The sequence below is a fragment of the Rahnella sp. 1L-D-7-B-C2 genome (assembly GCF_057290995.1).
Map to the genome: position 1 here is coordinate 22805 of NZ_JBXAVQ010000023.1, position 19804 is coordinate 42608.

At 52.4% G+C, this 19804-nt stretch carries 20 protein-coding genes; 7 read left to right on the forward strand and 13 right to left on the reverse strand.

Going from position 1 to position 19804, the window contains the following annotated elements:
• Positions 1-226: 226 nt before the first annotated feature.
• Genes AC0Z7K_RS22085 through AC0Z7K_RS22100 form a run of 4 tightly spaced genes read right to left on the reverse strand, consistent with a single transcriptional unit; the run spans position 227 to position 5089 of the window.
• Positions 227-1765 (reverse strand): MFS transporter, encoded by a 1539-nt coding sequence (locus AC0Z7K_RS22085; protein WP_413529235.1) that lies wholly within the window; start codon positions 1763-1765, stop codon positions 227-229.
• Between the two features lie 40 nt (positions 1766-1805).
• The gene (locus AC0Z7K_RS22090) at positions 1806-2828 is read right to left on the reverse strand and encodes a Gfo/Idh/MocA family protein (protein WP_485615958.1); all 1023 of its coding nucleotides are present in this window, start codon (positions 2826-2828) and stop codon (positions 1806-1808) included.
• Positions 2829-2843: 15 nt separating this feature from the next.
• Positions 2844-3911: a Gfo/Idh/MocA family protein gene (locus AC0Z7K_RS22095; protein WP_485615959.1), complete on the reverse strand. Its 1068-nt coding sequence runs from the start codon at positions 3909-3911 to the stop codon at positions 2844-2846.
• Positions 3912-3913: 2 nt separating this feature from the next.
• On the reverse strand, positions 3914-5089 hold the full coding sequence (locus AC0Z7K_RS22100; protein WP_485615961.1) for a Gfo/Idh/MocA family protein: 1176 nt from the start codon (positions 5087-5089) through the stop codon (positions 3914-3916).
• Between the two features lie 281 nt (positions 5090-5370).
• On the opposite strand from AC0Z7K_RS22100, the gene AC0Z7K_RS22105 reads away from it, so the two are divergent.
• Entirely contained in the window at positions 5371-6432 is a 1062-nt protein-coding gene (locus tag AC0Z7K_RS22105; protein WP_413529231.1) for a LacI family DNA-binding transcriptional regulator, read from the forward strand.
• 106 nt (positions 6433-6538) lie between these two features.
• On the forward strand, positions 6539-7390 hold the full coding sequence (gene yghU / locus AC0Z7K_RS22110) for a glutathione-dependent disulfide-bond oxidoreductase (RefSeq protein ID WP_485615962.1): 852 nt from the start codon (positions 6539-6541) through the stop codon (positions 7388-7390).
• Positions 7391-7450: 60 nt separating this feature from the next.
• Here yghU and yghX read toward each other — a convergent pair whose 3' ends face one another.
• Positions 7451-8338, reverse strand: a complete 888-nt coding sequence (yghX, locus tag AC0Z7K_RS22115) for a YghX family hydrolase (protein ID WP_413529229.1) — start codon at positions 8336-8338, stop codon at positions 7451-7453.
• Positions 8339-8489: 151 nt separating this feature from the next.
• Between yghX and AC0Z7K_RS22120 the strand changes: the two genes are divergently transcribed.
• Positions 8490-9497 carry a WaaS/CpsH family glycosyltransferase gene (locus AC0Z7K_RS22120; RefSeq protein WP_485615963.1) on the forward strand — a complete coding sequence of 336 codons (1008 nt, stop codon included), beginning with the start codon at positions 8490-8492 and terminating at the stop codon, positions 9495-9497.
• Between the two features lie 40 nt (positions 9498-9537).
• The gene (locus tag AC0Z7K_RS22125; protein ID WP_485615964.1) at positions 9538-9738 is read left to right on the forward strand and encodes a DNA polymerase III subunit theta; all 201 of its coding nucleotides are present in this window, start codon (positions 9538-9540) and stop codon (positions 9736-9738) included.
• A gap of 10 nt (positions 9739-9748) precedes the next feature.
• Here AC0Z7K_RS22125 and AC0Z7K_RS22130 read toward each other — a convergent pair whose 3' ends face one another.
• Positions 9749-10645, reverse strand: a complete 897-nt coding sequence (locus AC0Z7K_RS22130; protein WP_485615966.1) for a LysR substrate-binding domain-containing protein — start codon at positions 10643-10645, stop codon at positions 9749-9751.
• A gap of 103 nt (positions 10646-10748) precedes the next feature.
• Here AC0Z7K_RS22130 and AC0Z7K_RS22135 point away from each other — a divergent pair, with 103 nt between their 5' ends.
• Both AC0Z7K_RS22135 and AC0Z7K_RS22140 read left to right on the forward strand, forming a co-directional pair.
• The gene (locus tag AC0Z7K_RS22135; protein ID WP_413529225.1) at positions 10749-11072 is read left to right on the forward strand and encodes a carboxymuconolactone decarboxylase family protein; all 324 of its coding nucleotides are present in this window, start codon (positions 10749-10751) and stop codon (positions 11070-11072) included.
• Positions 11073-11086: 14 nt separating this feature from the next.
• Entirely contained in the window at positions 11087-11479 is a 393-nt protein-coding gene (locus AC0Z7K_RS22140; protein ID WP_485615968.1) for a tautomerase family protein, read from the forward strand.
• A gap of 49 nt (positions 11480-11528) precedes the next feature.
• On the opposite strand, the gene AC0Z7K_RS22145 is transcribed toward AC0Z7K_RS22140, so the two are convergent.
• The 7 genes from AC0Z7K_RS22145 to hypA all read right to left on the reverse strand — a co-directional run bounded on the left by AC0Z7K_RS22145 (position 11529) and on the right by hypA (position 18913).
• Complete coding sequence (locus AC0Z7K_RS22145) at positions 11529-12818, reverse strand: glycoside hydrolase family 68 protein (protein ID WP_485615970.1); 1290 nt, start codon at positions 12816-12818, stop codon at positions 11529-11531.
• 251 nt (positions 12819-13069) lie between these two features.
• A complete protein-coding gene (flhA, locus tag AC0Z7K_RS22150; RefSeq protein ID WP_485615971.1) occupies positions 13070-15154 on the reverse strand; it encodes a formate hydrogenlyase transcriptional activator FlhA in 2085 nt (694 codons plus the stop codon).
• Positions 15155-15300: 146 nt separating this feature from the next.
• Positions 15301-16323 (reverse strand): hydrogenase expression/formation protein HypE, encoded by a 1023-nt coding sequence (hypE, locus tag AC0Z7K_RS22155; protein WP_485615972.1) that lies wholly within the window; start codon positions 16321-16323, stop codon positions 15301-15303.
• Positions 16320-17474 (reverse strand): hydrogenase formation protein HypD, encoded by a 1155-nt coding sequence (hypD, locus tag AC0Z7K_RS22160; protein ID WP_485615973.1) that lies wholly within the window; start codon positions 17472-17474, stop codon positions 16320-16322. The genes hypE and hypD overlap by 4 nt, the downstream gene beginning before the upstream one ends.
• On the reverse strand, positions 17474-17752 hold the full coding sequence (gene hypC / locus AC0Z7K_RS22165; protein ID WP_485615988.1) for a HypC/HybG/HupF family hydrogenase formation chaperone: 279 nt from the start codon (positions 17750-17752) through the stop codon (positions 17474-17476). Before hypC ends, hypD begins: the two co-directional genes overlap by 1 nt.
• Positions 17743-18540: a hydrogenase nickel incorporation protein HypB gene (gene hypB / locus AC0Z7K_RS22170; RefSeq protein WP_485615974.1), complete on the reverse strand. Its 798-nt coding sequence runs from the start codon at positions 18538-18540 to the stop codon at positions 17743-17745. Before hypB ends, hypC begins: the two co-directional genes overlap by 10 nt.
• Before the next feature lie 28 nt (positions 18541-18568).
• Complete coding sequence (gene hypA / locus AC0Z7K_RS22175; RefSeq protein ID WP_485615975.1) at positions 18569-18913, reverse strand: hydrogenase maturation nickel metallochaperone HypA; 345 nt, start codon at positions 18911-18913, stop codon at positions 18569-18571.
• Positions 18914-19234: 321 nt separating this feature from the next.
• On the opposite strand from hypA, the gene hycA reads away from it, so the two are divergent.
• The gene (gene hycA, locus AC0Z7K_RS22180) at positions 19235-19702 is read left to right on the forward strand and encodes a formate hydrogenlyase regulator HycA (RefSeq protein WP_485615977.1); all 468 of its coding nucleotides are present in this window, start codon (positions 19235-19237) and stop codon (positions 19700-19702) included.
• Positions 19703-19804: the final 102 nt, after the last annotated feature.

Consider the following 19804-nt stretch of genomic DNA (forward strand, 5'->3'; position numbering starts at 1 on the left):
ATATAGATCACAAAGGACATATTCACCACGTGATTTACAGAATTTTCTTACACTCCTTAGCGATTATTTAACTTTTTAACCTCGGGTTCATGACGTTGATTATTTATCGCAGAATATGGCGAAGTCACTATCTGGCCTCCCGACTTCTTATTAGCATTTTCTTAATAAACTGGATGAATTATTTTAACTTTAAAGCGGGCAGCCGAACTGCCCGCTTCGATAACGACTACCCCAGCGCAACGTCTTTGCGTACCGCTTTGCCGGTGGCATTTCCGCCCCACACTTCCTGATACTCATAGCCGGTCAGGTCTTTAATCACCTTCTGACATTCCGGCGTGCAGTCTTGCAGATTCCCCCCTAACTTCAGGCGGGCGACTTCCTGAATCAGCATTTTGTGCGTTTCGCGCGTTAGTTTGAACCTGAAGGTCATGTAAAAGCTGACGGCCAGTAAGGCTGCGGTAGCGAAAACCAGCAGCCCGATAATCGCATCCAGTGCGCTGTCAGGTTGCACCCCCTGCCCTTTAACGAAACCACTTTCCTGCAACACGATACCGATCAGCATAATCGCCAGCGCTACGGTGCTTTTACGGGTCAGTACCATCACACCGGCAAAGATCCCTTCGCGGCGTTTTTTGGTGACGATCTCATCAACATCGGGAATAAAGCTGTAAATATTCCACGGAATATAATAAAGGCCGGCGCGTGCAAAACCGAATACGGCAAATACCGCTGAGAATAACAGAACAGACACCGCCATTTCGGTGATATAGACATAGAATAAAAAAGCCAGCACGCAAAAAATAATGCCATATGCCAGACGCAGCGCCCCGGACGGTGTCATATTCAGTTTTGAAAGCAGCATCATAAAACCAAAAGTCGAAGGCACCGAGGCCAGCGCAGCCACGGTTAAATAACCGGACACCGCCGATGCATCAAGATGTAATCCGTACACCACGTAATAGGTAAATACGGCACCGAAAACATCCAGCGCGGTAAATGAAAAGATATAGATAATAATATGCTGGCGAAACATGCGTATTTTAAAAGAGGAAAGGAGATCGACAACCAGACTTTTCAAATGATGCCAGAGATTACCGCTGCGCGCGCCGGGCACTTCCGGCTCATACTCTTCCCGCACGTCTTTGGCTTCCCAGGTACACATCCAGGTGGTGAATACGGCGATGCAAAAAATGGTGGCAAAAATCATGCCGGTATAAGTGTAGGTCATCGGATTATCTTTCCCGGTGAACTGCATCAGTACACCGGGGATCGACACCGCCAGCAGGCCACCGAGTTGGGAACAAATCATGCGCACGCCCGAAAGACGTGTGCGTTCGCTGAAGCGGTTGGTCATTTCAGAAGAGAGCGTCTCCCACGGCACCAGCACCATGGCGGAGAGCAACTCGATAGAAAGGTAGGTGCCGAGATAATACCAGTAGCTCATGTCGGTCACCCAGACCAGCGCATACAGAAACATCAGTGGCGCGCTTATCAGCAGGAAAAAACGTCGGCGGCCAAACTTTTTTCCGAGCCAGGTATTGGCGAAGTTATCGGTGATATAGCCCATGATCGGACTTAATATGGCGTCGATTACGCGGGCGATAGCGAATATCGATCCCGCTTCTAAAACAGATAATCCGCAATAGGTGGTGTAAAAGAATAACAGCCAGGTTCCGATCACGGCGAATGCACCGCCACCAAATAAATCCGTCACGCCATATCCTATGGCCGTGCCGTAACCGACTCTGCGTTCAGTAGGCTTCATTTTTATTATCCTGTGAATGTAGGGTTATTATTAAAATTATTTATTCGTAAAGCGTTATCCATTGTCTTAATTGTGAGGATCGATAAATCGCCTCCACCATATTCAAAGAAATTTCCGCATCGGCCAGCGAGGTATAGTTTTTATCTTCAGGATATTGCACAGCGTGCGTGAAATTGGTGATGGCCTGGCGATGGCTGTCGCCCCAGTAACGTTTAGTATTCCCCGCCGGACTCAGATCGTTCACCAGCTGCGTTCTGGTTTCTCCTTCGATCAGCCACAGCGTGTTGTGGTGCAGTTGCAGCAGCCCTTTTTCGCAGTGAATTTCCAGCAGCAGCGGTGAATCGGTGCTGTGCCCGTTGCTGGCATAAAACAAACCGCGGGCGCCGTTCGCCAGTTTCATGCTGGCCATCGCGGTGTCTTCGTTTTCGGTCACATCGGTCAGAAAATGACTGTCCACCACGCCTTTGAGCGCGTGAATGCCGCCGCCGAACCACTGCATCAGATCCAACGTGTGGATCGCCTGATTGATCAGCAGGCTGCCGCCCTCCGTGGCGAACCGCCCGCGCCACGGGCTGTCGGTGTAATATGCGCCGCCGCGTGACCATGTCAGCACCGCTTTAATGCTCAGCATTTTTCCCAGTTCCCCACCTGCCAGCAGCGTTCGGATCTTCTGGCTCGACGGATTCAGCCGGTTCTGATAACACACGCCGAGCAACTTTCCGGAACGGCTTTGGGCCTGCCGGATCGCTTTCACTTCGGTGGCATTGAGCGCCACCGGTTTCTCGGTAAAAACGTGCTTTCGTGCTGCCAGCGCGGCGAGGATCGCTTCCTGATGCAGATGATGCGGCAGACAGATATGCACAACGTCGATCTGCGGATCGCGCAGCATCTCGCGATAATCCGTATAAAAATCGCACTGATACTGCTGCGCCAGCGGCAGTCCAATACCTGCATCGCACTCAGCAATAGCCAGCAAACGACTGGCCGGATTTTGCCGGATGGCCTCTGCGTGGCAGGTGTGGATCGCCCCGCAGCCGATGATCGCCGCATTGGTGATTTTCATGGTGCACCTCCCGGATTAAACCGGCTGATTCGCCAGCATCTGCGCCCGCACGCACAGCTCGGCGGCTTTAAACGCGTGTTCCTGCGTCATGGCATTTTCAGTGCGGTGCAGGCAGTCGAGGATCAGTTCGCCGAAGAACGGGAAGCCGACGGTGCCTGACACCGGATAGCGGAACTCGCCGCGCTGATTCACCAGATACACCACGTCCTGTTCCCCGCGCGTAAGATCGACATATTTGCGGATCTCGATATAGCCTTCGGTACCCAGCAGCGTCAGTCGCCCGTCACCCCAGGTGCTCAGCCCTTGTGGCGTGAACCAGTCGCAGCGGAAATACCCGCGCGCGCCGTTGTCGCCTTCGAGCATCGCATCACCGAAATCTTCAAAACGCGGTGACTCAGGATGAGTGAAATTCAACGCCTGCGCTGCCACCACGCGCGCATTGCGGTTACCGGTGTAAAACAGGAATTGCTCTATCTGATGGCTGCCGATATCGCACAAGATCCCACCGAACTTTTCCTTTTCATAGAACCAGTCCGGGCGGCCTTCACCCTCGCGATGTGGTCCGGTGCCGAGCGTCTGCACAACCCGCCCGATCGCCCCTTCCTGCACCAGCTGTCCGGCAAATACCGCGCTCTCAACGTGTAACCGCTCGCTGTAATACACCGCATATTTTCGCCCAGTGGCGGCCACTTTGGCTTTCGCGGCGGCCAGTTGCCCAAGGGTGGTCAGCGGCGCTTTATCGACGAAATAATCTTTTCCGGCGTCCATCACTTTCAGCCCGAGCTCACAACGCTCGGAGGGGATCCCCGCGCCCGCCACCAGCTGCACTTCTTTATCGCCGAGAATAACGTCCAGTGAATCAGCCACCGCCACCTGCGGATACTGGCTGACAAATTTTTGCACCTTTTCAGGGTCCGGATCGTAAACCCATTTCAGGCTGGCACCCGCTTCGATAAGTCCGTTGCACATGCCGTAGATATGCCCGTGATCCAGCGCCGCGGCGGCGATCACAAATTCGCCCGGCTTCACCACCGGCTGCGGTTTCCCGACCGGCGCATAATTCATTCCGTCTTTATTACTCATCTTCAGGCTCCTTTATCCATGTCTTTGCCGAGCGGGATCGCCTCTTCATTGGCGAAGTTTTCTACAGAGGCAGATTTCTCATAAAAGTGCGGGGCCAGCGACACCAGCCCGCCGGTTTGATAGAACGGATCCTCCGGCAGGATCGGCAGCGTCACGATGCTGCGGGTAATGGCTGATTTATAGATGGCGGCGATAAGCTCCAGCGATCGCTTGCCCTGAACGCCGTCGATAAGCGGCGGCGTATGGGTCTCGAGTGCGGTGAGGAAATTGTCTATCTGGCCGGTGTGCAGCGTGTAAGTCAGTTTAGGGATCGACTGATAAATATCGTCGAGACGGTTTTCCCGCGCCGTATCGCGCGCCTCCACCGGGAAGCCGTTGGGTGCAGAAATGCTGGCAAATTTGTCCCATGGTGCAGAAATCCGCGCCTTTTCGCCCTGAATCACCATCTTCTGATCTTCGCCGTGATGCACCACCGAAGCGGTCAGCTGCGTCAGCGCGCCCGAGTCATATTTGAAAATTGCCGCCGAGAGATCTTCCACTTCGGCATTATCGTGAGCGGCATTAGTGATCATCGAAACCACTTCAGACGGAAAACCGAGCATCCACTGGATAGCATCGATATGGTGAACCGCATGGTTGAGCGTGCAGCCCCCCGCCTCTTTCTCCCAGGTACCACGCCACCACAAATCATAATAGGAGTGACCGCGCCACCAGAAGGAATCCACCTGCGCATGACAGACTTTGCCCGCTTCGCCGGAATCGATGACTTTTTTCAGCCGCCAGAAGGCATCGGTAAAGCGGTTCTGTGCGATAATAGACAGCGTTTTTCCGCTCTCTTTTGCCGCTAGAATCATGGCATCGCATTCCTGCAACGACGCCGCCATCGGTTTCTCGCACAATACGTGTTTGCCGGATTTCAGCGCATCAATGGAAATTTCCGCATGTACGTATGGCGGAGTGCAGATATCAAACACGTCGATATCCGGATCGTTGAGGATCTCCTGATGGCTGGCATACACTTTCGCCGTCGCGAGACCGTAATGCCGTTTTTTCTCCTCTGCTTTTTCGGGATAAATATCGACCAGTGCGACTATCTGACAACGGTCAGCAAACTCTAAATATCCCTGAATATGATTGTGTGAAATATTACCAGTACCGATAATTGCTATTCTCAACATTATTTCACTCCTGATTTCAGACTGACGGGCAGCCGTCACCTTGCTGATTTAATGACGATTTTAATTAATCCATTATTAAATCAGGCGCGGATAAATACTTTATTTCTTTTCCGATACGAATTGGATTGAGAATAGTAATGACATTTTTTTCCAACAACCGGTATTTGTGACAGGAATTGCAGCGTGGCGTTTTGGATTTGATATGATGATGAATAGCTGATGATTTACAAACAGTTAACTGTGGTAATAAGTCCATAAGCTAATGAGGCATTGATCACAAAATGACAGGAAAATTAAAAATCAGGCAAATAGCCGAGTTAACGGGGCTTTCTCCCAGCACCGTTTCCAGGGTATTAGCAGGTAAAGCGAATGTCAGCCCGCAGGCAAAAGAGAAGGTATTTAACCATGCACGAAACATGGGTATCTTGCGTGACATTCCGGCCAGCCGGTTGTTAATGAATACCCTGTTAATTTGCGCTCCACCGGCGGCATTCTCTCCGCATGAAGATCTCTACTATTATGAAGCCATTCAGGAAATAACGGCTGAGGTCACCCGTTTCGATATCCACGTTCGTAAATGCGCACTGGAAGTCAACGAACCGGATATCGCCAACTTTATGCAGGCGCTTAATCAGTCAGACGTGGATGGCATTATTATTATCGGCATCGACGACGTGATGCTCTACCGGCTGGCGGCAGAATCGAATAAACCGGTGGTGATGATCAACGCCAGGGACAACGAAATGCGCCTTGATTGTGTGTCGGCAGATCACTATTCCCTTGGCTACAGTGCCGCTAATTATCTGTTTCAGCGCGGCCACCGGCCGGTTTTACTGTTCACCGATCTGCGCAGGGAAACCATGATGCAGCGGCTGGATGGTTTCAAGCGTGCCTGTCTTGAGCATCATGTGGTGTTCGACGAAGCCACACATCTGCTGATTAATCATGGCAATGGCAAAGAACAGGCGCGGGAAAGTGTTGAAAAGTATCTGAAAATGCATCAACGTGAATCACTGCCTTCCGCCATTATCTGCGGCAGCACGCCCATTGCGCATGCGACGCTGGAAGCACTGACGGCACTTGGCATAAAAGTTCCGGAAGACATTTCGCTGTTAAGTATGGATTTTGAACACGAAATGAAAGTGGCGTCGCCGATGAATTTCAGCGCGATGCTTCTGCCCTGCAGGGAACTCGGTACCGAGGCCGTCTACATTCTGCAAAGCCGCCTGATGCGCGCCACGGGAGCGAAATTCAATCTGCTGTTACAGGGGAAAATATACCCCGGCCAGTCGGTGGCCGATGTGAAATGGAAGCGCAAAGGGCTTTATCCGCAGCAGGCCTGACATGTCAGGGAGGAAGGCAGATCGCAGGGCACATTCTCAGCATCGCACATCGGGTTCTCCTGCTAGACTTTTTGTCTTATCCTCAAAAACCGATGTGGAGCTTTCAATGTCAGATAACTACCAGCCACCGAAAGTCTGGACGTGGAATAAAGACGAAGTCAGTAAGTTCTCGAACATCAACCGCCCGGTAGCCGGTCCGACGCATGAGAAGACGCTGCCAGTGGGTAAACATCCGCTTCAGCTCTACTCTCTCGGCACGCCGAACGGCCAGAAAGTAACGATCCTGCTGGAAGAGCTGCTGGCGCTCGGCGTAAGCGGCGCGGAATATGACGCTTTTATCATCCGCATCAATGAAGGCGATCAGTTCTCCAGCGGCTTTGTGGATGTAAACCCAAACTCAAAAATCCCTGCCCTGCTTGATAACTCCGCCACCCCGCCGATCCGCGTGTTTGAATCCGGCAACATCCTGCTGTATCTGGCAGAAAAATTTGGCAAGTTCCTGCCAAAAGATCTCGCTGGCCGCACCGAAACCCTTAACTGGCTGTTCTGGCTGCAAGGCTCCGCACCCTATCTGGGCGGTGGCTTCGGGCATTTCTACCATTACGCGCCGGTGAAAATCGAATACGCCATCAACCGCTTTACGATGGAAGCCAAACGACAGCTAGACGTGCTCGACAGACAACTTGCAGATCATCGCTTTATCGCGGGTGAAGAATATACCATCGCCGATATCGCTATTTTCACCTGGTACGGCAGCCTGGCAAAAGGCGGCCTGTACGAATCGGGCGAGTTCCTCGACATCGCGTCATATAAGCATTTCCAGCGCTGGGCCGATGAAGTCGCCAGCCGTCCGGCAGTGAAGCGCGGGCGGATTGTCAACCGCACCTGGGGCGAGACCTATGAACAACTCGAAGAGCGTCACGACGCGTCCGATTTCGACGACAAACTGAAGTCATAACCGGTTTGCAGAACGGAAAAAGGGCGGGATCGATTCCCGCCCTTTTCATTGAAAACTCGTTTACGCCAGATATTTGTTGAACCACGCCACCGTTCTGTCCCACGCCAGATCCGCTGCCGCTTTGTCATAACGCGGAGTGGAATCGTTATGGAACCCGTGATTGACGCCGGGATACACATACCCTTCGTACACTTTATGATTAGCCTTGAGCGCCGCTTCATACGCAGGCCAGCCTTCCGTAATCGGTTTATCCAGTTCGGCATAATGCAGCAATAACGGCGCTTTAATGCGTGGCACGTCTTCGACTTTCGGCTGACGGCCGTAGAAAGGTGCTGCCGCGGCCAGCTCGGGATAGGCCACCGCCGAGGCATTTGCCACGCCGCCACCGTAGCAGAAACCGGTAATCCCGACTTTGCCGGTCGCCGTTTCATGGTGCATCAGAAATTCAATCGCGGCAAAAAAGTCGTTCATGAGTTTGGTTGGATCGACGCTCTTTTGCAGTTCCCGCCCCTTTTCATCATTGCCGGGATAACCGCCGACGGAACTCAGCCCGTCCGGCGCAAGGGCGATAAATCCGGCCTTCGCCACGCGGCGCGCCACGTCTTCTATATAGGGATTCAGTCCGCGATTTTCATGCACCACCACCACACCCGGCACTTTGCCGGTGGCTTTTGCCGGACGCACCAGATATCCGCGCACGCTGCCGTGCCCCTGCGGCGAGGGATACTGGATATACTCGGCCACAATGTCCGGATCGGTGAATTCCACCTGCTCGGCGTAGGCGTAATTCGGCGTCATCAGCGTAGTGAGCGCCGCCGCCGATAATCCACCGACCACAAATTTGGCCGAAAGATCGAGAAATTCCCGCTTGGTCATTTTGCCGTGCACGTAGAAATCAAAGTATTCGAGGAGTTCAGGAGGAAAGTCTTTGGCTGTCATTCGCGTCATCGTCAGGCTCCACTCAGTGCAAAAGAAGCCTGAATAATGACCTGACTCTGGCGATTTTGTAAACTAATTGTGAAATAACAGACCAGTGACGTAGAGGAACCGCAGACATTTTCGCTGCGGGAGATGCTAAACTGCAGGGAAAAAGGGGGGCATGATGAGCAATAATCTTAGGGAACCGGTGAAAATACACTTTGTTGAATGGAACTCAGAATACGAAAAAATGATGACTTCCGCGCTCAAAAAAGACTTCAACGTCGTTGAGATTTATCGCGTCAAACAGCATTTTAAATCTGTGCATAAATTGCTGCCGGGAAAAACGCTAAAGCGCTGGCATCGAAAACTGCAAATCGCGGTAAAATTCCGGCACATTGCCGATAATGACATTGTCATTTCTAATGCTTACAGCGCCTTCCTGATGCTGGATCTGATTGATCCCCTGCGCTGTAAAAAAATACTCGTACTGCGAGACTCTGTTGACGCCCTGACATCCAAACGACGACGCCTGAAATTGCTTTCTGATAATGAAAATTATCTGGACAGAGTGAGTTCTGTTTTCGACGTCATATACAGTTTCGACCCGCAAGATTGTCTTAAATATAATCTTTCGTACGTGGATCAGTTTTTACCTTTCACTCTCAGTAAAATCCGTGCCCACGCTGAAGAACCGCAGAAAATTTGTTCCCCACCCTCGTGTTTCTACGTGGGGGGATACGACCGTTATCGTGCAGAATTGCTTCGGGAACTGGCCCCCTTGTTGCAAAAAAATCATTGCCATCCCGATTTTTATCTGGTTGACGGCGACGAAAAGAATTCCGACTATCCTTCTGTTTGCGTTAATAAAAAACTGACCTATCAGCAAAATATTGAAAAGCTCCAAAAGTCCTCCATTGTTGTGGAAATTAATAAACCTGGGCAAACCGGATTAACGTTACGCGCGCTGGAAGCAATGGCATTTAATAAAAAACTGATCACAAATAATGTATCGGTAAAGACGCATGATTTTTATCACCCGGACCGGATATTCATTTGGGGGGAAGATAATGTCGAACGGATAACTGATTTCATTGAGGTCATCCCCCCCGGAATTCAGAGGGGGCTGTTAGATAAATATTGCGCAGATGGGATGCTAAAAACACTGGTTGGCTCTGCGCTAAAATAAACCTTATTTACCGTTGCAGTTGAAGAATAAAGGAGACCCTATGAACAACACTCTCGCAGGTCTGAGTAAAGAAGAAATGGATAAAGTGAGTACCGGGCTGGCTGCCGGTACGGTGGTGGTGCGTGAACGCAACAACCTGCCGGTGAACGCCGATCAGGTGGAGATGGAACAACCGGAACATCTGCGCACCTACTTCCGCGAACGTTTGGCGCACTATCGTCAGCAACCGGCAAAAAAGTAAACTTCTCCGCTCACTTCTTCAGGGTGAAAGTAGTCGCGGTAAAAAAGTCGATAATCGCCTCTTTCAGATGCGTTGCGGCCTCACACGGCGGCGTTTCGCTCTGATGGAGGCTGATTCCGATATCCCCTGCCGCAGGCAGTTCCTCCAGGACCTGCAATGATTCAGGCTTTCCGAAATCAGTACGCAACGTCACCCCCAAACCTGCCGACATCGCCGCCCAGATCCCGCTCAGGCTACGGCTGGTAAAAGCAATGCGCCAGGAAATTCCCGCGCGGTCCAGCGCCGCCGTTGCCGCACTGCGCATCAGACATGGCGCCTCAAAGACCAGCAGCGGCAAGGGATCTTTGCTCGCCAGATAGTGGCTCAGCGGGAAGTTCTTCGCGCCTACCCAGCGTAAAGGCACGCGCCCAAGGGGCTGGCTTGACGGGAAAAGCGGCGCGTCGTCTGCCTGCCAGCACACGGCCAGATCGAATTCATTGTGTCGAATGCCGTCGAGCAACTCCCGGTTACGGGTAATGCTGGCAGAAACCTGCACCTGCGGATGCGCGCGGGTAAAGTTGCCGAGGATCGCCGGTAACAGGGTTTCGCCGAAATCCTCCTGCATCCCCACATTCAGGCTTCCGCCCAGCGCGCTCGCCAGCAGTGCGGCGCTGGCCTCATCGTTCAGGCTGAGGATCCGCCGCGCATAGCTCAGCATCACTTCACCGCGTTCAGTGGGTATCAGATGCCGCCCTGATTTTTGTACCAGCTCCGTTCCCGCCTGCTGTTCGAGTTTTTTTAGCTGAGCGCTGACCGCCGAAGTCGAACGCCCCAGGCGGTCAGCGGCCAGGACAAAACTGCCGAGCTCAATCCCGGTGACAAAACTTCGCAACGCTTCAGCATCAAATGTTATCGGTCTTTTCGCCACATTCATCATCCCGTTTTAATGTATCAATGCTGCTGATATTTTCGATTTTACGGATAATCATAATGGCTTATGCTTCTTTTCACATCCATAAAAGGAGCCTGATATGAGCACAATTCCCTTTCCAATGAAGCCACCTGAAAACATGGTGCGGCTGACGCCAAAGCTGGCAGAACTGACCGAACAGGTGCTGTTTGGCGATCTGTGGAACAGACGCGAGCTGTCACCGCGTGACCGCAGTCTGATCACCGTTGCCGCTCTGGTAGCGCTGAACCGCGCTGAACAGTTGCCATTCCATCTGGAACTGGCGGTGAAAAACGGAGTCACGCACAGCGAAATGGGCGAACTGATCACCCATCTGGCGTTTTATGCAGGATGGCCTGCCGCCGCCTCGGCGCTCACCCGCTTTGCTGCGCTAAGTGAAGAATAAACAGAGGTTTTTTTATGCCGTTTACCCGAATTTCACTGCCTGCACATCGTCTGGAAGAGTGGCAGGCTGCGATCTCAGCCGTCCTGCAAAACGCGCTGGTGTATACCTTTTCAGTACCAAAAGACGACTGTTTCCAGCTGTTTGAACCCGCCAGCCCCAGCCAGAGAGTCATTCATCCGGGTTATCTGGCGGGTAACGATTGTTTACGTTCTGAGGATTTTTTGCTGTTTCACATCACCGCAGGCAAACCGCGCAACTCGTATCAGAAGCAGGCGTTGTACCGTCATCTGACCGAAAACCTTCACGTTAGGCTTGGGATCTCGCCGGCCGACGTAATGATTGTCGTGAGCTTTACCCAACCGGAAGACTGGTCATTCAGCCATGGAGAAATGTTTCAGATAACATAGAAACAGGAAAGGCTGCCCGAAGGCAGCCTGAGTCAGGTTTATTATCAGATTACGCGTCCAGAATCACATCAGCCATTGGCGGGATGTACCCGTAATCGTACTCGCCGACCACAAAAGTCTGCTCACCTTTCAGTTTGATTTTAACAGTCGGCGCTTCTGTGCCGCCGATGCGATAATCCATCCCGGTAGTGGCCTTATCAACCGGTACGCTGTCGATAAAAGACGTTACCAGACCGTTGGGCATCACATAGTGAGAATAAGTCTGGTATGGCTGAGATGGCGGGTTACCGAGCACCAGACCGGAACCGTTCAGCGGCACATAAGGTCCGAAAAGTTCATCACTCACGAAACCGTAAACGCCGTCCGGACCGGTCACTCCCTCACCATAAGTGAATTTATGGCTGATGGTGAACAGGTAATATTTACCGTCCTGGAACACAAAATGCGGGCGCTCGGTCTGGTCATTAACACCTACGGCGGTCAGCAAAGGGGGCAGCAGCGTCCAGCTGTCGCCATTCTCATCAGCCGCTTGCGCGATCCCAATGCAGGCGGTCTGATAGCGGGAGTTGCCGACATCTTCATAACCCGGCGGCACATCGCCGATCTCTTCCGGCCCGACCACGTGGGAACCGCGATCCCCCGCCACATTTCCTTCAAACAGCATATACAGCTTGCCGCTTTTCGGGTCACGGAACGGGAACGGGTCGCGAAAGCCCCAGTACGGGTTTTGCGTTTCGGTTTGATAAATTTTACCGTCGGCTTCAAACAACGGTTTTACCGAAATAAAATCTGCGACGTCGACACCCTGATTATGGGTAATCACGCGGCCACGGACTTTAACAATCGTCGCACCCGGTGTGACTGCCGTATAATATAAATCCACTTCGCCCTTATTATTCACTAATACCGGCGAACCAGCCCATTCACGTACGGTTGGAGAAACACCTTCCGTCATAACACGGCCACCAAACACCCAATCCTTACCGGTATTAGAATACCAATAGCAAATTTTTGCGCGCCCGTGTCGGTTATTCCAGTCCAGCGTTATATCGTAATTCCCGTTGGCATCAATATTGGCGGGATCATTAGGCTGACGCTCAGCCGTCAGGGTAAAAATGACTGACCAGCCATCCACGGAAAGCACATTACCGTCAATATCGCGCAGCGGCATGGTATCCCAGATAAAGACCTCATTACTCATCACCGGGAAATCACCGTTCACCAAGGGCTGCGTGGTGGTCGGGTCATTCTCATTCACTTTGAGCGCATCAGCACGCGTCCAGATACTCGGTTTTTTCGCCGCCAGCGTTTTTAAACCACTTTCAATTACGTTATTCATAAACCACCTCATCATTATAAAATGAAAAAAGACTTCAATTAAGTAACTTGCCGGTTTCACTGCGCTCATTTATATTCAAGACCGAAGCGTTGCCGACGAATTCAATACTGAAGCCAGTCAGATATTTGATAAAGTGATTGACGTCCGCTGGTAACTCACAGGACGTACTGATTAATAAATTCCTATTTTTAAAATAAAAAAACCCTGAGCTTATGCCAGGGTTTTACATTATTTTTCAGCTAAGATATTTATTATCGCGCCACTATCCCCAGCTTTTTCATTCGGGAGAGCAGTGTCGTACGCTTAAGCCCGAGACGCTGTGCTGCACCGCGCGGGCCGGCAACGACGCCGTTGGTTTCTTTCAGGATTGCGATAATGCGCTCACGTTCATCCTCTTCACTGAGCGGTGTTTCGGGTTCTGGCCTCACCAGCGGAGCCGCCACTACCGGCAAGGTGATTTGCGGATAGTTCAGCTCAGGGAGTTGAAGATCCAGCACGGTGCCCCGGGTCAGCAGGACGGCACGCTCAATGACGTTTTCCAGTTCGCGCACGTTACCCGGCCACGGCATGCGGCTCAGCAGGCGCAAGGTTTCCGCCGGAATACTGTCGATGGTGCGCTTCATCCGTTTGGCGATTTTATAGGTGAGGAATTTTACCAGCTGCGGGATATCTTCCGGGCGTTCGCGCAGCGGCGGAATGATAATCGGGAACACGTTCAGGCGGTAAAACAGATCGCTGCGGAATTCTTTGTCAGCGACCATCTGCTGCAAATCGCGATTGGTTGCGGCGATCATTCGCACGTTCACTGAAATCAGTTTATTGCCACCCACGCGTTCGAACTCTTGTTCCTGCAGGATCCGCAGCAGTTTGGGTTGCAGCTCAAGCGGAATTTCGCCCACCTCATCAAGAAACAAGGTGCCTTTGTCTGCCAGTTCGAAACGCCCCATTCGTTGCGCAGTCGCGCCGGTAAATGAGCCTTTTTCATGGCCGAAGAGATCACTTTCCATCAGCCCTGCAGGCATCGCGGCGCAGTTCATTTTCACCATGCGCTGATCGCGGCGGTCGCCAAGATTGTGGATAGCCCGGGCGATCAGCTCTTTGCCGGTGCCGGTTTCCCCGAGGATCAGCACCGAGCAATCGCTTTTCGCCACGATCTCCACCTGTTTCAGCACCGCTGACATACTCTGGCTGCGTCCGACAATGTCGCTGAAATCCGGGTTGTTGCTGTTGATCTGCTCGGTCAGGTACAGGTTTTCGTGTTGCAGTTTTTCCTTCAGGCTTTTGATTTCCTGATAAGCCAGCGCGTTATCCACCGCAATGGCTATACGTTCGGCGATTTGCTGCAACACCCGCAGATTGGCGGAATTGAAATTGTCCGGCTGGCACTGTGCCAGCTTAAGCACGCCCAGCGTTTTATGGCCGAAACGTAACGGCAGAATGCACAACGTTTTGGTTTGCTCGCGCCACAGAAGATGGAACAGTGTGCTCTCGTCGTTCTCCCCTTCGCTATCTGGCCGCAGGTTAGTCAGCAGCATCTCACCGCTTTTCATCACCTGCTGTTCCACGGTTCCGGCCAGCGCCATCCGCGACTGTTCGCGTTCTGCAACATGCGTCTGCACGTAATGCGTGGCATAAACGCTCGCCTGTTCACTCTCTTTTTCGCCATCGCACAGCACAATGCTGATGGCGTTGATGTGGAAGAAATGATGAATAGTTTTTGCGATTTCGCCGGTCAGTTCGTCCAGATCTAATTTTGAAAGTACGGCATTGGTGATATCCACCAGGATCCGAAAATCATCGCGTTCGTGGCGCAGCAGGGATTGCTGAAACAGTGCATTTTCGCGCAGCTGGATCTGTTCCACCGCAATCGCGGCCAGCATACAGAGTTCATGCAATCCGGCTTTATCTTCCTCACTGAACGGATGTTCGTGCTGACGGGTAAATTCGCAGCCGCCGAGCAGGCCCGAGGAGGCCAGCAACGGCACCAGACAGTAGTCGGTAAATGCCGGATAAAGATTCAGCGCCGTCAGCTGCGGATAACGCAGATTGAGCGCCTCACTACGCCAGACCTGCATTTTCGGATTATTGAGCAGGGCATGTACCGGCCCGGTTGCCAGCAGAGTTTCATCTTCATAGCTGACCGGCTGATGATGCGGGTCGATCCCATAAAAACTGACGCGGTCGCTGTTGTTATCGAACAACACCAGCGTGACAGCTTCGGCGATACCGGCGCTTTGCACCACCTGCGTCAGGGTTTCCAGCAGCGATGTCATGGTCTGTTGCAGCAGCAACGTACGCGTCAGTTCCAGTAATCCTTTATGTTTTGTGATGCTCATTGTTGCACTCTGCATAGCGTTAGCTCTGGGAACCTGTTTTTTGAAAAAAGAAGATGAGTAACATGATTCTGGGTAACAGGAATTTCATCGAAGGGGCGATAAGCAAAAATTCTACCCCTTTCGTCGCAGACCACTCCCTGATGAGATCAACAAATACGAGGTAATGGCTCCGCATGAGGCAACATCAGTTGCCGGACAACACCCAGCGCCCCGCGTAAACAAACCTGCGGATGTTCAGTCACTTCACCGATAGTGGCTGCATCAATCCCTAAAGGATGGTCGCGCAGGATGTTCAGCACAGCGTCTTCTGCCTGCGGGGCGACCGCCACCACCAGCTTGCCTTCGTTGGCAAAATTCAAGGGCTCCAGCCCGAGCAGTTCGCAAATCCCGCGTACGGCCTCTTTGACCGGTAAGGCATTTTCGTCGATGCAAATCCCGAAACCGCTGGCATCACTGAATTCATGCAGGATGGCGTTCACGCCGCCGCGCGTTGCGTCGCGCAGAGCATGGACACCCGCCAGCATACGCAGTGGCGCAATCATCTGTGCCAGTACGGCGCAATCACTTTGCACACCGAGATCCATCCCCAACTGTTCGCGAAGGTTCAGAATTGCTGCACCGTGATCGCCAAGCGTACCGCTGACGATCACTTTGTCACCGGCCTGAACAGATTTCGCAGCCCACTTCACCGCCGTGGGTATCACGCCGATCCCGGCGGTATTGATGAAGATTTTGTCGGCTGCGCCGCGTTGCACCACTTTGGTATCGCCGGTGACAATCGCGATGCCCGCTTCCCTGGAGGTCTGCGCCATGGTGCTGACAATTTTTTGTAAATCGCCGAGTGGAAAGCCCTCTTCCAGAATAAATCCGCAGGAAAGATAAGCCGGTGTCGCGCCGCTGACCGCCAGATCGTTAGCCGTACCGCAAACCGCCAGTTTGCCGATATTGCCGCCGGGAAAGAAAATCGGATCGATGACGTAGCTGTCGGTGGTAAATGCCAGGCGATCGCCCTGACGGCTGAGATCGGCGAGGCTAATCCGCGCACCGTCTTCCCGTTCATTGAGCCACGGATTATCAAATGCGGCCAAAAACATCCGTTCGATTATCTGTTGCATCGCCCGTCCGCCGCTGCCGTGCGCCATTGTCACCACGTCATTGCTCACGCTCATCCTGCCACCTTCTGATTTTCTTCAAATTGCACGTATTGAGTTTCCTGATGCCGGTACTGATACCAGGCGGCGCAGGCACCTTCTGAGGACACCATCAGCGCGCCGAACGCGTTATGCGGGGTGCAACCGGCGCCAAACAGCGGGCACTGATGCGGTTTACAGCGTCCGGTCAGTACTTCGCCACAACGTGCGCGAGGATCATCACAAACCGACTGCACCTGAGGATTAAAACGCCGTTCGGCATCAAAAGCCTCATAGGCGACGGTCAGTTGTATTCCTGAGTTCTCAATCAGCCCCAGACCGCGCCATTCGCTGCTGCCGGAAAGCACAAATACCTCCCGCATCGCCTCCTGTGCCAGCAGGTTACCCTCTTGCGGCACCACCCGACGGTATTGGTTTTCGGTTTTACACGATGCCTCGCAAACTTGTTCCACCAGCATCAAAACGCTCTGCAATATATCCAGCGGTTCGAAGCCACTTATCACCAGCGGCTTGCCGAACTGTTCATTGATGAAGTGATAGGGCGAAGTGCCGATCACCATGCTGACGTGGCCTGGCGCGAGAAACGCATCGATGCGCACGTCGTCCTGTTGCAGCAGGCTGCGCAACGTCGGGATCAGGCTGATGTGCTGACAGAACACGCTGAAATTTGTCAGTCCTTCGCGGCGCGCCTGTTGTAGCGTGACGGCAGTTACCGGCAGTGTGGTTTCAAAACCGAGGGCGAAAAACACCACGCTGCGCTGCGGATTTTCACGCGCCAGTTTCAGCGCATCGAGCGGCGAATAAACTACGCGCACATCCGCGCCGCGTTCGCGCGCTGTCAGCAGCGAGCCGCGCTTCCCAGGCACGCGCAGCGCATCGCCGAAGGTGCAGAAAATCACCTGCGGATGAGCAGCGATTTCACAACAGGCATCGATCCGTCCCATCGGTAAAACGCATACCGGACAGCCCGGCCCGTGAATAAATTCCAGCTGCGGCGGCAGCAGTTTATCCAACCCGAACTTGAAAATAGCGTGAGTATGACCACCGCAGACTTCCATGATCTGCATCGGTTTTTCGGCGGTGTAAGGCAATTGCGCCGCCCGCTGATGCAAACGTTCGATCAGCGTTTTAGCGAGTTTGGGATCTCTAAATTCATCGACAAACCGCATTATCTTGCCTCTCCTTTGCCAAGAAACAGCGCGACGTCGGCTTCCACTTCTTCCATGTCATGTAACGCTGCCAGCGTATCCCGTGCCTCCTGTTCATCCAGCTTACTGAGCGCAAAACCCACGTGGATTAATACCCAGCAGCCGATCAACGCGTCCCGTTTCTCTTCACATACCAGTGCAATATTCACTTCACGACGCATTCCGCACACTTCTGCCCAGGCATGATCGGGCTGCTGTTCGTGCAGCGCGACAATTTGTCCCGGAATGCCTATGCACATCGCTGCTGCTCCAGCCACGCCAGCCATTGTTCCATGCCCTCGCCGGTGGTGGCCGAAAGCTGAATGACTTCAATTTGCGGATTCACCTGACGCGCATTAGCAATGCAGGTGCCAACGTCAAAAGTGACGTAAGGCAGAAGGTCGATTTTATTGAGAATCATCAGCCGCGACGCGGCGAACATATGCGGATACTTCAGCGGTTTGTCTTCGCCTTCGGTGACGGAAAGCACCGCGACTTTATGACGTTCCCCCAGATCGAAACTGGCAGGACACACCAGATTGCCGACGTTTTCGATAAACAGCAGGCTGTTATTTTTCGGTGCCAGCTGATGAACGGCATCGTGCACCATCTGCGCATCAAGATGGCAGCCTTTACCGGTATTGACCTGGACAGCCGGAACGCCCGTCGCACGGATGCGTTCGGCATCGTTGGTGGTTTGCTGATCACCTTCCACCACCGCGCACTCAAACTGCGCGGCCAGCCGGGTGAGCGTGCTGGTCAGCAACGTCGTTTTACCTGAGCCGGGGCTGGACACCAGATTCAGCGCCAGAATCGACGCCTGCGCAAAATGCTCGCGGTTATGAGCGGCGATATGATTGTTTTTCGCCAGCACGTCCATTTCGATATCAATCAGGCGACGCGGCGCGAACGGCAGCCCATGCGAATGATCGTGAATGTGAGAATGAGAATGCGGGGAAGCGTCGTCAGAAGAGTGATGATGAGAATGTTCGCTGCTGACGCCTTCAATCCGAAGCTCGCCGCTGGCACAACCACAGGTACTGCACATAGTTTTCTCCCCGGGCACATCGTGCCCGTTATTCGATTTCAATACGTTTGATTTTCATGCCATCGTCGGCAATGACCCGAAGATTGCGGCCTCCGCACTGCGGGCAGAGCAGCACGCCGGGGATGAGCAAGCGGATATCCTGCTGGCAATCGTGGCACCAGCTAACGGCGGCGGGCGTCGCAAGATGCAACTCGCAGCCTTGTGCCAGCGTTTCGCGGCAAGCCAGTTCAAAGCAAAATGTCAGCGCCTCTGGTTCAACGCAGGAAAATGCGCCCACTTCAAGCCAGACGGCAGTAATTCTGCGCGCATTATTTTGCCGGCCAAATTCCTGCATGATTTCCACGGTATTCTGGCACAGGGTTATTTCGTGCATGATTTCCGCTCTTTTGGAAAGTGATGAAAAGTGTTTGCAATATTAATGCCAGAGTTTTTAACGCGAATTAAATCCGTGACTGACGTTAAATTCACGTCCCGACATATATGTCGAAATAAGGTGTCATCGACATGTCATTTTTTTGCCTGCAGAAGACATTAAAAAGTTATTAACGCATCAAACTGTTGATTTTAAATCTGTTATATCAAAATTTATGTAACTGGCACGCTTTATGCCAATAGAGCCTTATGCGCCGTATTTTCGTCGTCATCTGACATTTCGAAATGGCACCCATAAAGAACTCAATAACGGGTAAACACCATGAGCACTCTCAGCGAACTGACCAGCAAAGCGGATTACATTGCCAGCAAAAATAATCACCTGAAATCGCAATGGCACACCTATCAGAACAGCCTGATTCAGGCGATCACCACGTCGAATAAGAAAATAAATCATGAGTTTACCTGTAGTGAAGAACAGGACATCCGCTTCACACTGTTTAACCATTTCTCAGTCAGCATTCATCTGAGCGACGATTTTTACAGTCAGGATGTTATCTACAGTCTGAATATGACCCCGGCCAGTGAGGAGCCTGATTTCAAAGCCTTCGCCCACGCCAAACTGAGTGAAGACGGGCGTCTCGACGGCACCGTGGATATCCGCGATAAAAATGCCGTACAGGAACATTACCTGAATAAAATTTCCGCCATTTATCAGTGCCTGTTTGACTCCCTGCATAACAATCAGCCCGTTTTACCGCAATTAGAAAAATTATTAATTCAGGTGTAAGCATTCGCCTGAATACATTTTCACGGCATGGCGAAAATGAAATTAAACATCGCCAAACTGCCGTTGAGTTAATGCAATTCATTCTGACATAAGTGTCGAAAT

Coding starts and splice junctions, on each gene's coding strand:
- AC0Z7K_RS22085 (WP_413529235.1), bottom strand. CDS start 1,765: ATGAAGCCTACTGAACGCAGAGTCGGTTACGGCACGGCCATAGGATAT.
- AC0Z7K_RS22090 (WP_485615958.1), bottom strand. CDS start 2,828: ATGAAAATCACCAATGCGGCGATCATCGGCTGCGGGGCGATCCACACC.
- AC0Z7K_RS22095 (WP_485615959.1), bottom strand. CDS start 3,911: ATGAGTAATAAAGACGGAATGAATTATGCGCCGGTCGGGAAACCGCAG.
- AC0Z7K_RS22100 (WP_485615961.1), bottom strand. CDS start 5,089: ATGTTGAGAATAGCAATTATCGGTACTGGTAATATTTCACACAATCAT.
- AC0Z7K_RS22105 (WP_413529231.1), top strand. CDS start 5,371: ATGACAGGAAAATTAAAAATCAGGCAAATAGCCGAGTTAACGGGGCTT.
- yghU (WP_485615962.1), top strand. CDS start 6,539: ATGTCAGATAACTACCAGCCACCGAAAGTCTGGACGTGGAATAAAGAC.
- yghX (WP_413529229.1), bottom strand. CDS start 8,338: ATGACGCGAATGACAGCCAAAGACTTTCCTCCTGAACTCCTCGAATAC.
- AC0Z7K_RS22120 (WP_485615963.1), top strand. CDS start 8,490: ATGATGAGCAATAATCTTAGGGAACCGGTGAAAATACACTTTGTTGAA.
- AC0Z7K_RS22125 (WP_485615964.1), top strand. CDS start 9,538: ATGAACAACACTCTCGCAGGTCTGAGTAAAGAAGAAATGGATAAAGTG.
- AC0Z7K_RS22135 (WP_413529225.1), top strand. CDS start 10,749: ATGAGCACAATTCCCTTTCCAATGAAGCCACCTGAAAACATGGTGCGG.
- AC0Z7K_RS22140 (WP_485615968.1), top strand. CDS start 11,087: ATGCCGTTTACCCGAATTTCACTGCCTGCACATCGTCTGGAAGAGTGG.
- AC0Z7K_RS22145 (WP_485615970.1), bottom strand. CDS start 12,818: ATGAATAACGTAATTGAAAGTGGTTTAAAAACGCTGGCGGCGAAAAAA.
- flhA (WP_485615971.1), bottom strand. CDS start 15,154: ATGAGCATCACAAAACATAAAGGATTACTGGAACTGACGCGTACGTTG.
- hypE (WP_485615972.1), bottom strand. CDS start 16,323: ATGAGCGTGAGCAATGACGTGGTGACAATGGCGCACGGCAGCGGCGGA.
- hypD (WP_485615973.1), bottom strand. CDS start 17,474: ATGCGGTTTGTCGATGAATTTAGAGATCCCAAACTCGCTAAAACGCTG.
- hypC (WP_485615988.1), bottom strand. CDS start 17,752: ATGTGCATAGGCATTCCGGGACAAATTGTCGCGCTGCACGAACAGCAG.
- hypB (WP_485615974.1), bottom strand. CDS start 18,540: ATGTGCAGTACCTGTGGTTGTGCCAGCGGCGAGCTTCGGATTGAAGGC.
- hypA (WP_485615975.1), bottom strand. CDS start 18,913: ATGCACGAAATAACCCTGTGCCAGAATACCGTGGAAATCATGCAGGAA.
- hycA (WP_485615977.1), top strand. CDS start 19,235: ATGAGCACTCTCAGCGAACTGACCAGCAAAGCGGATTACATTGCCAGC.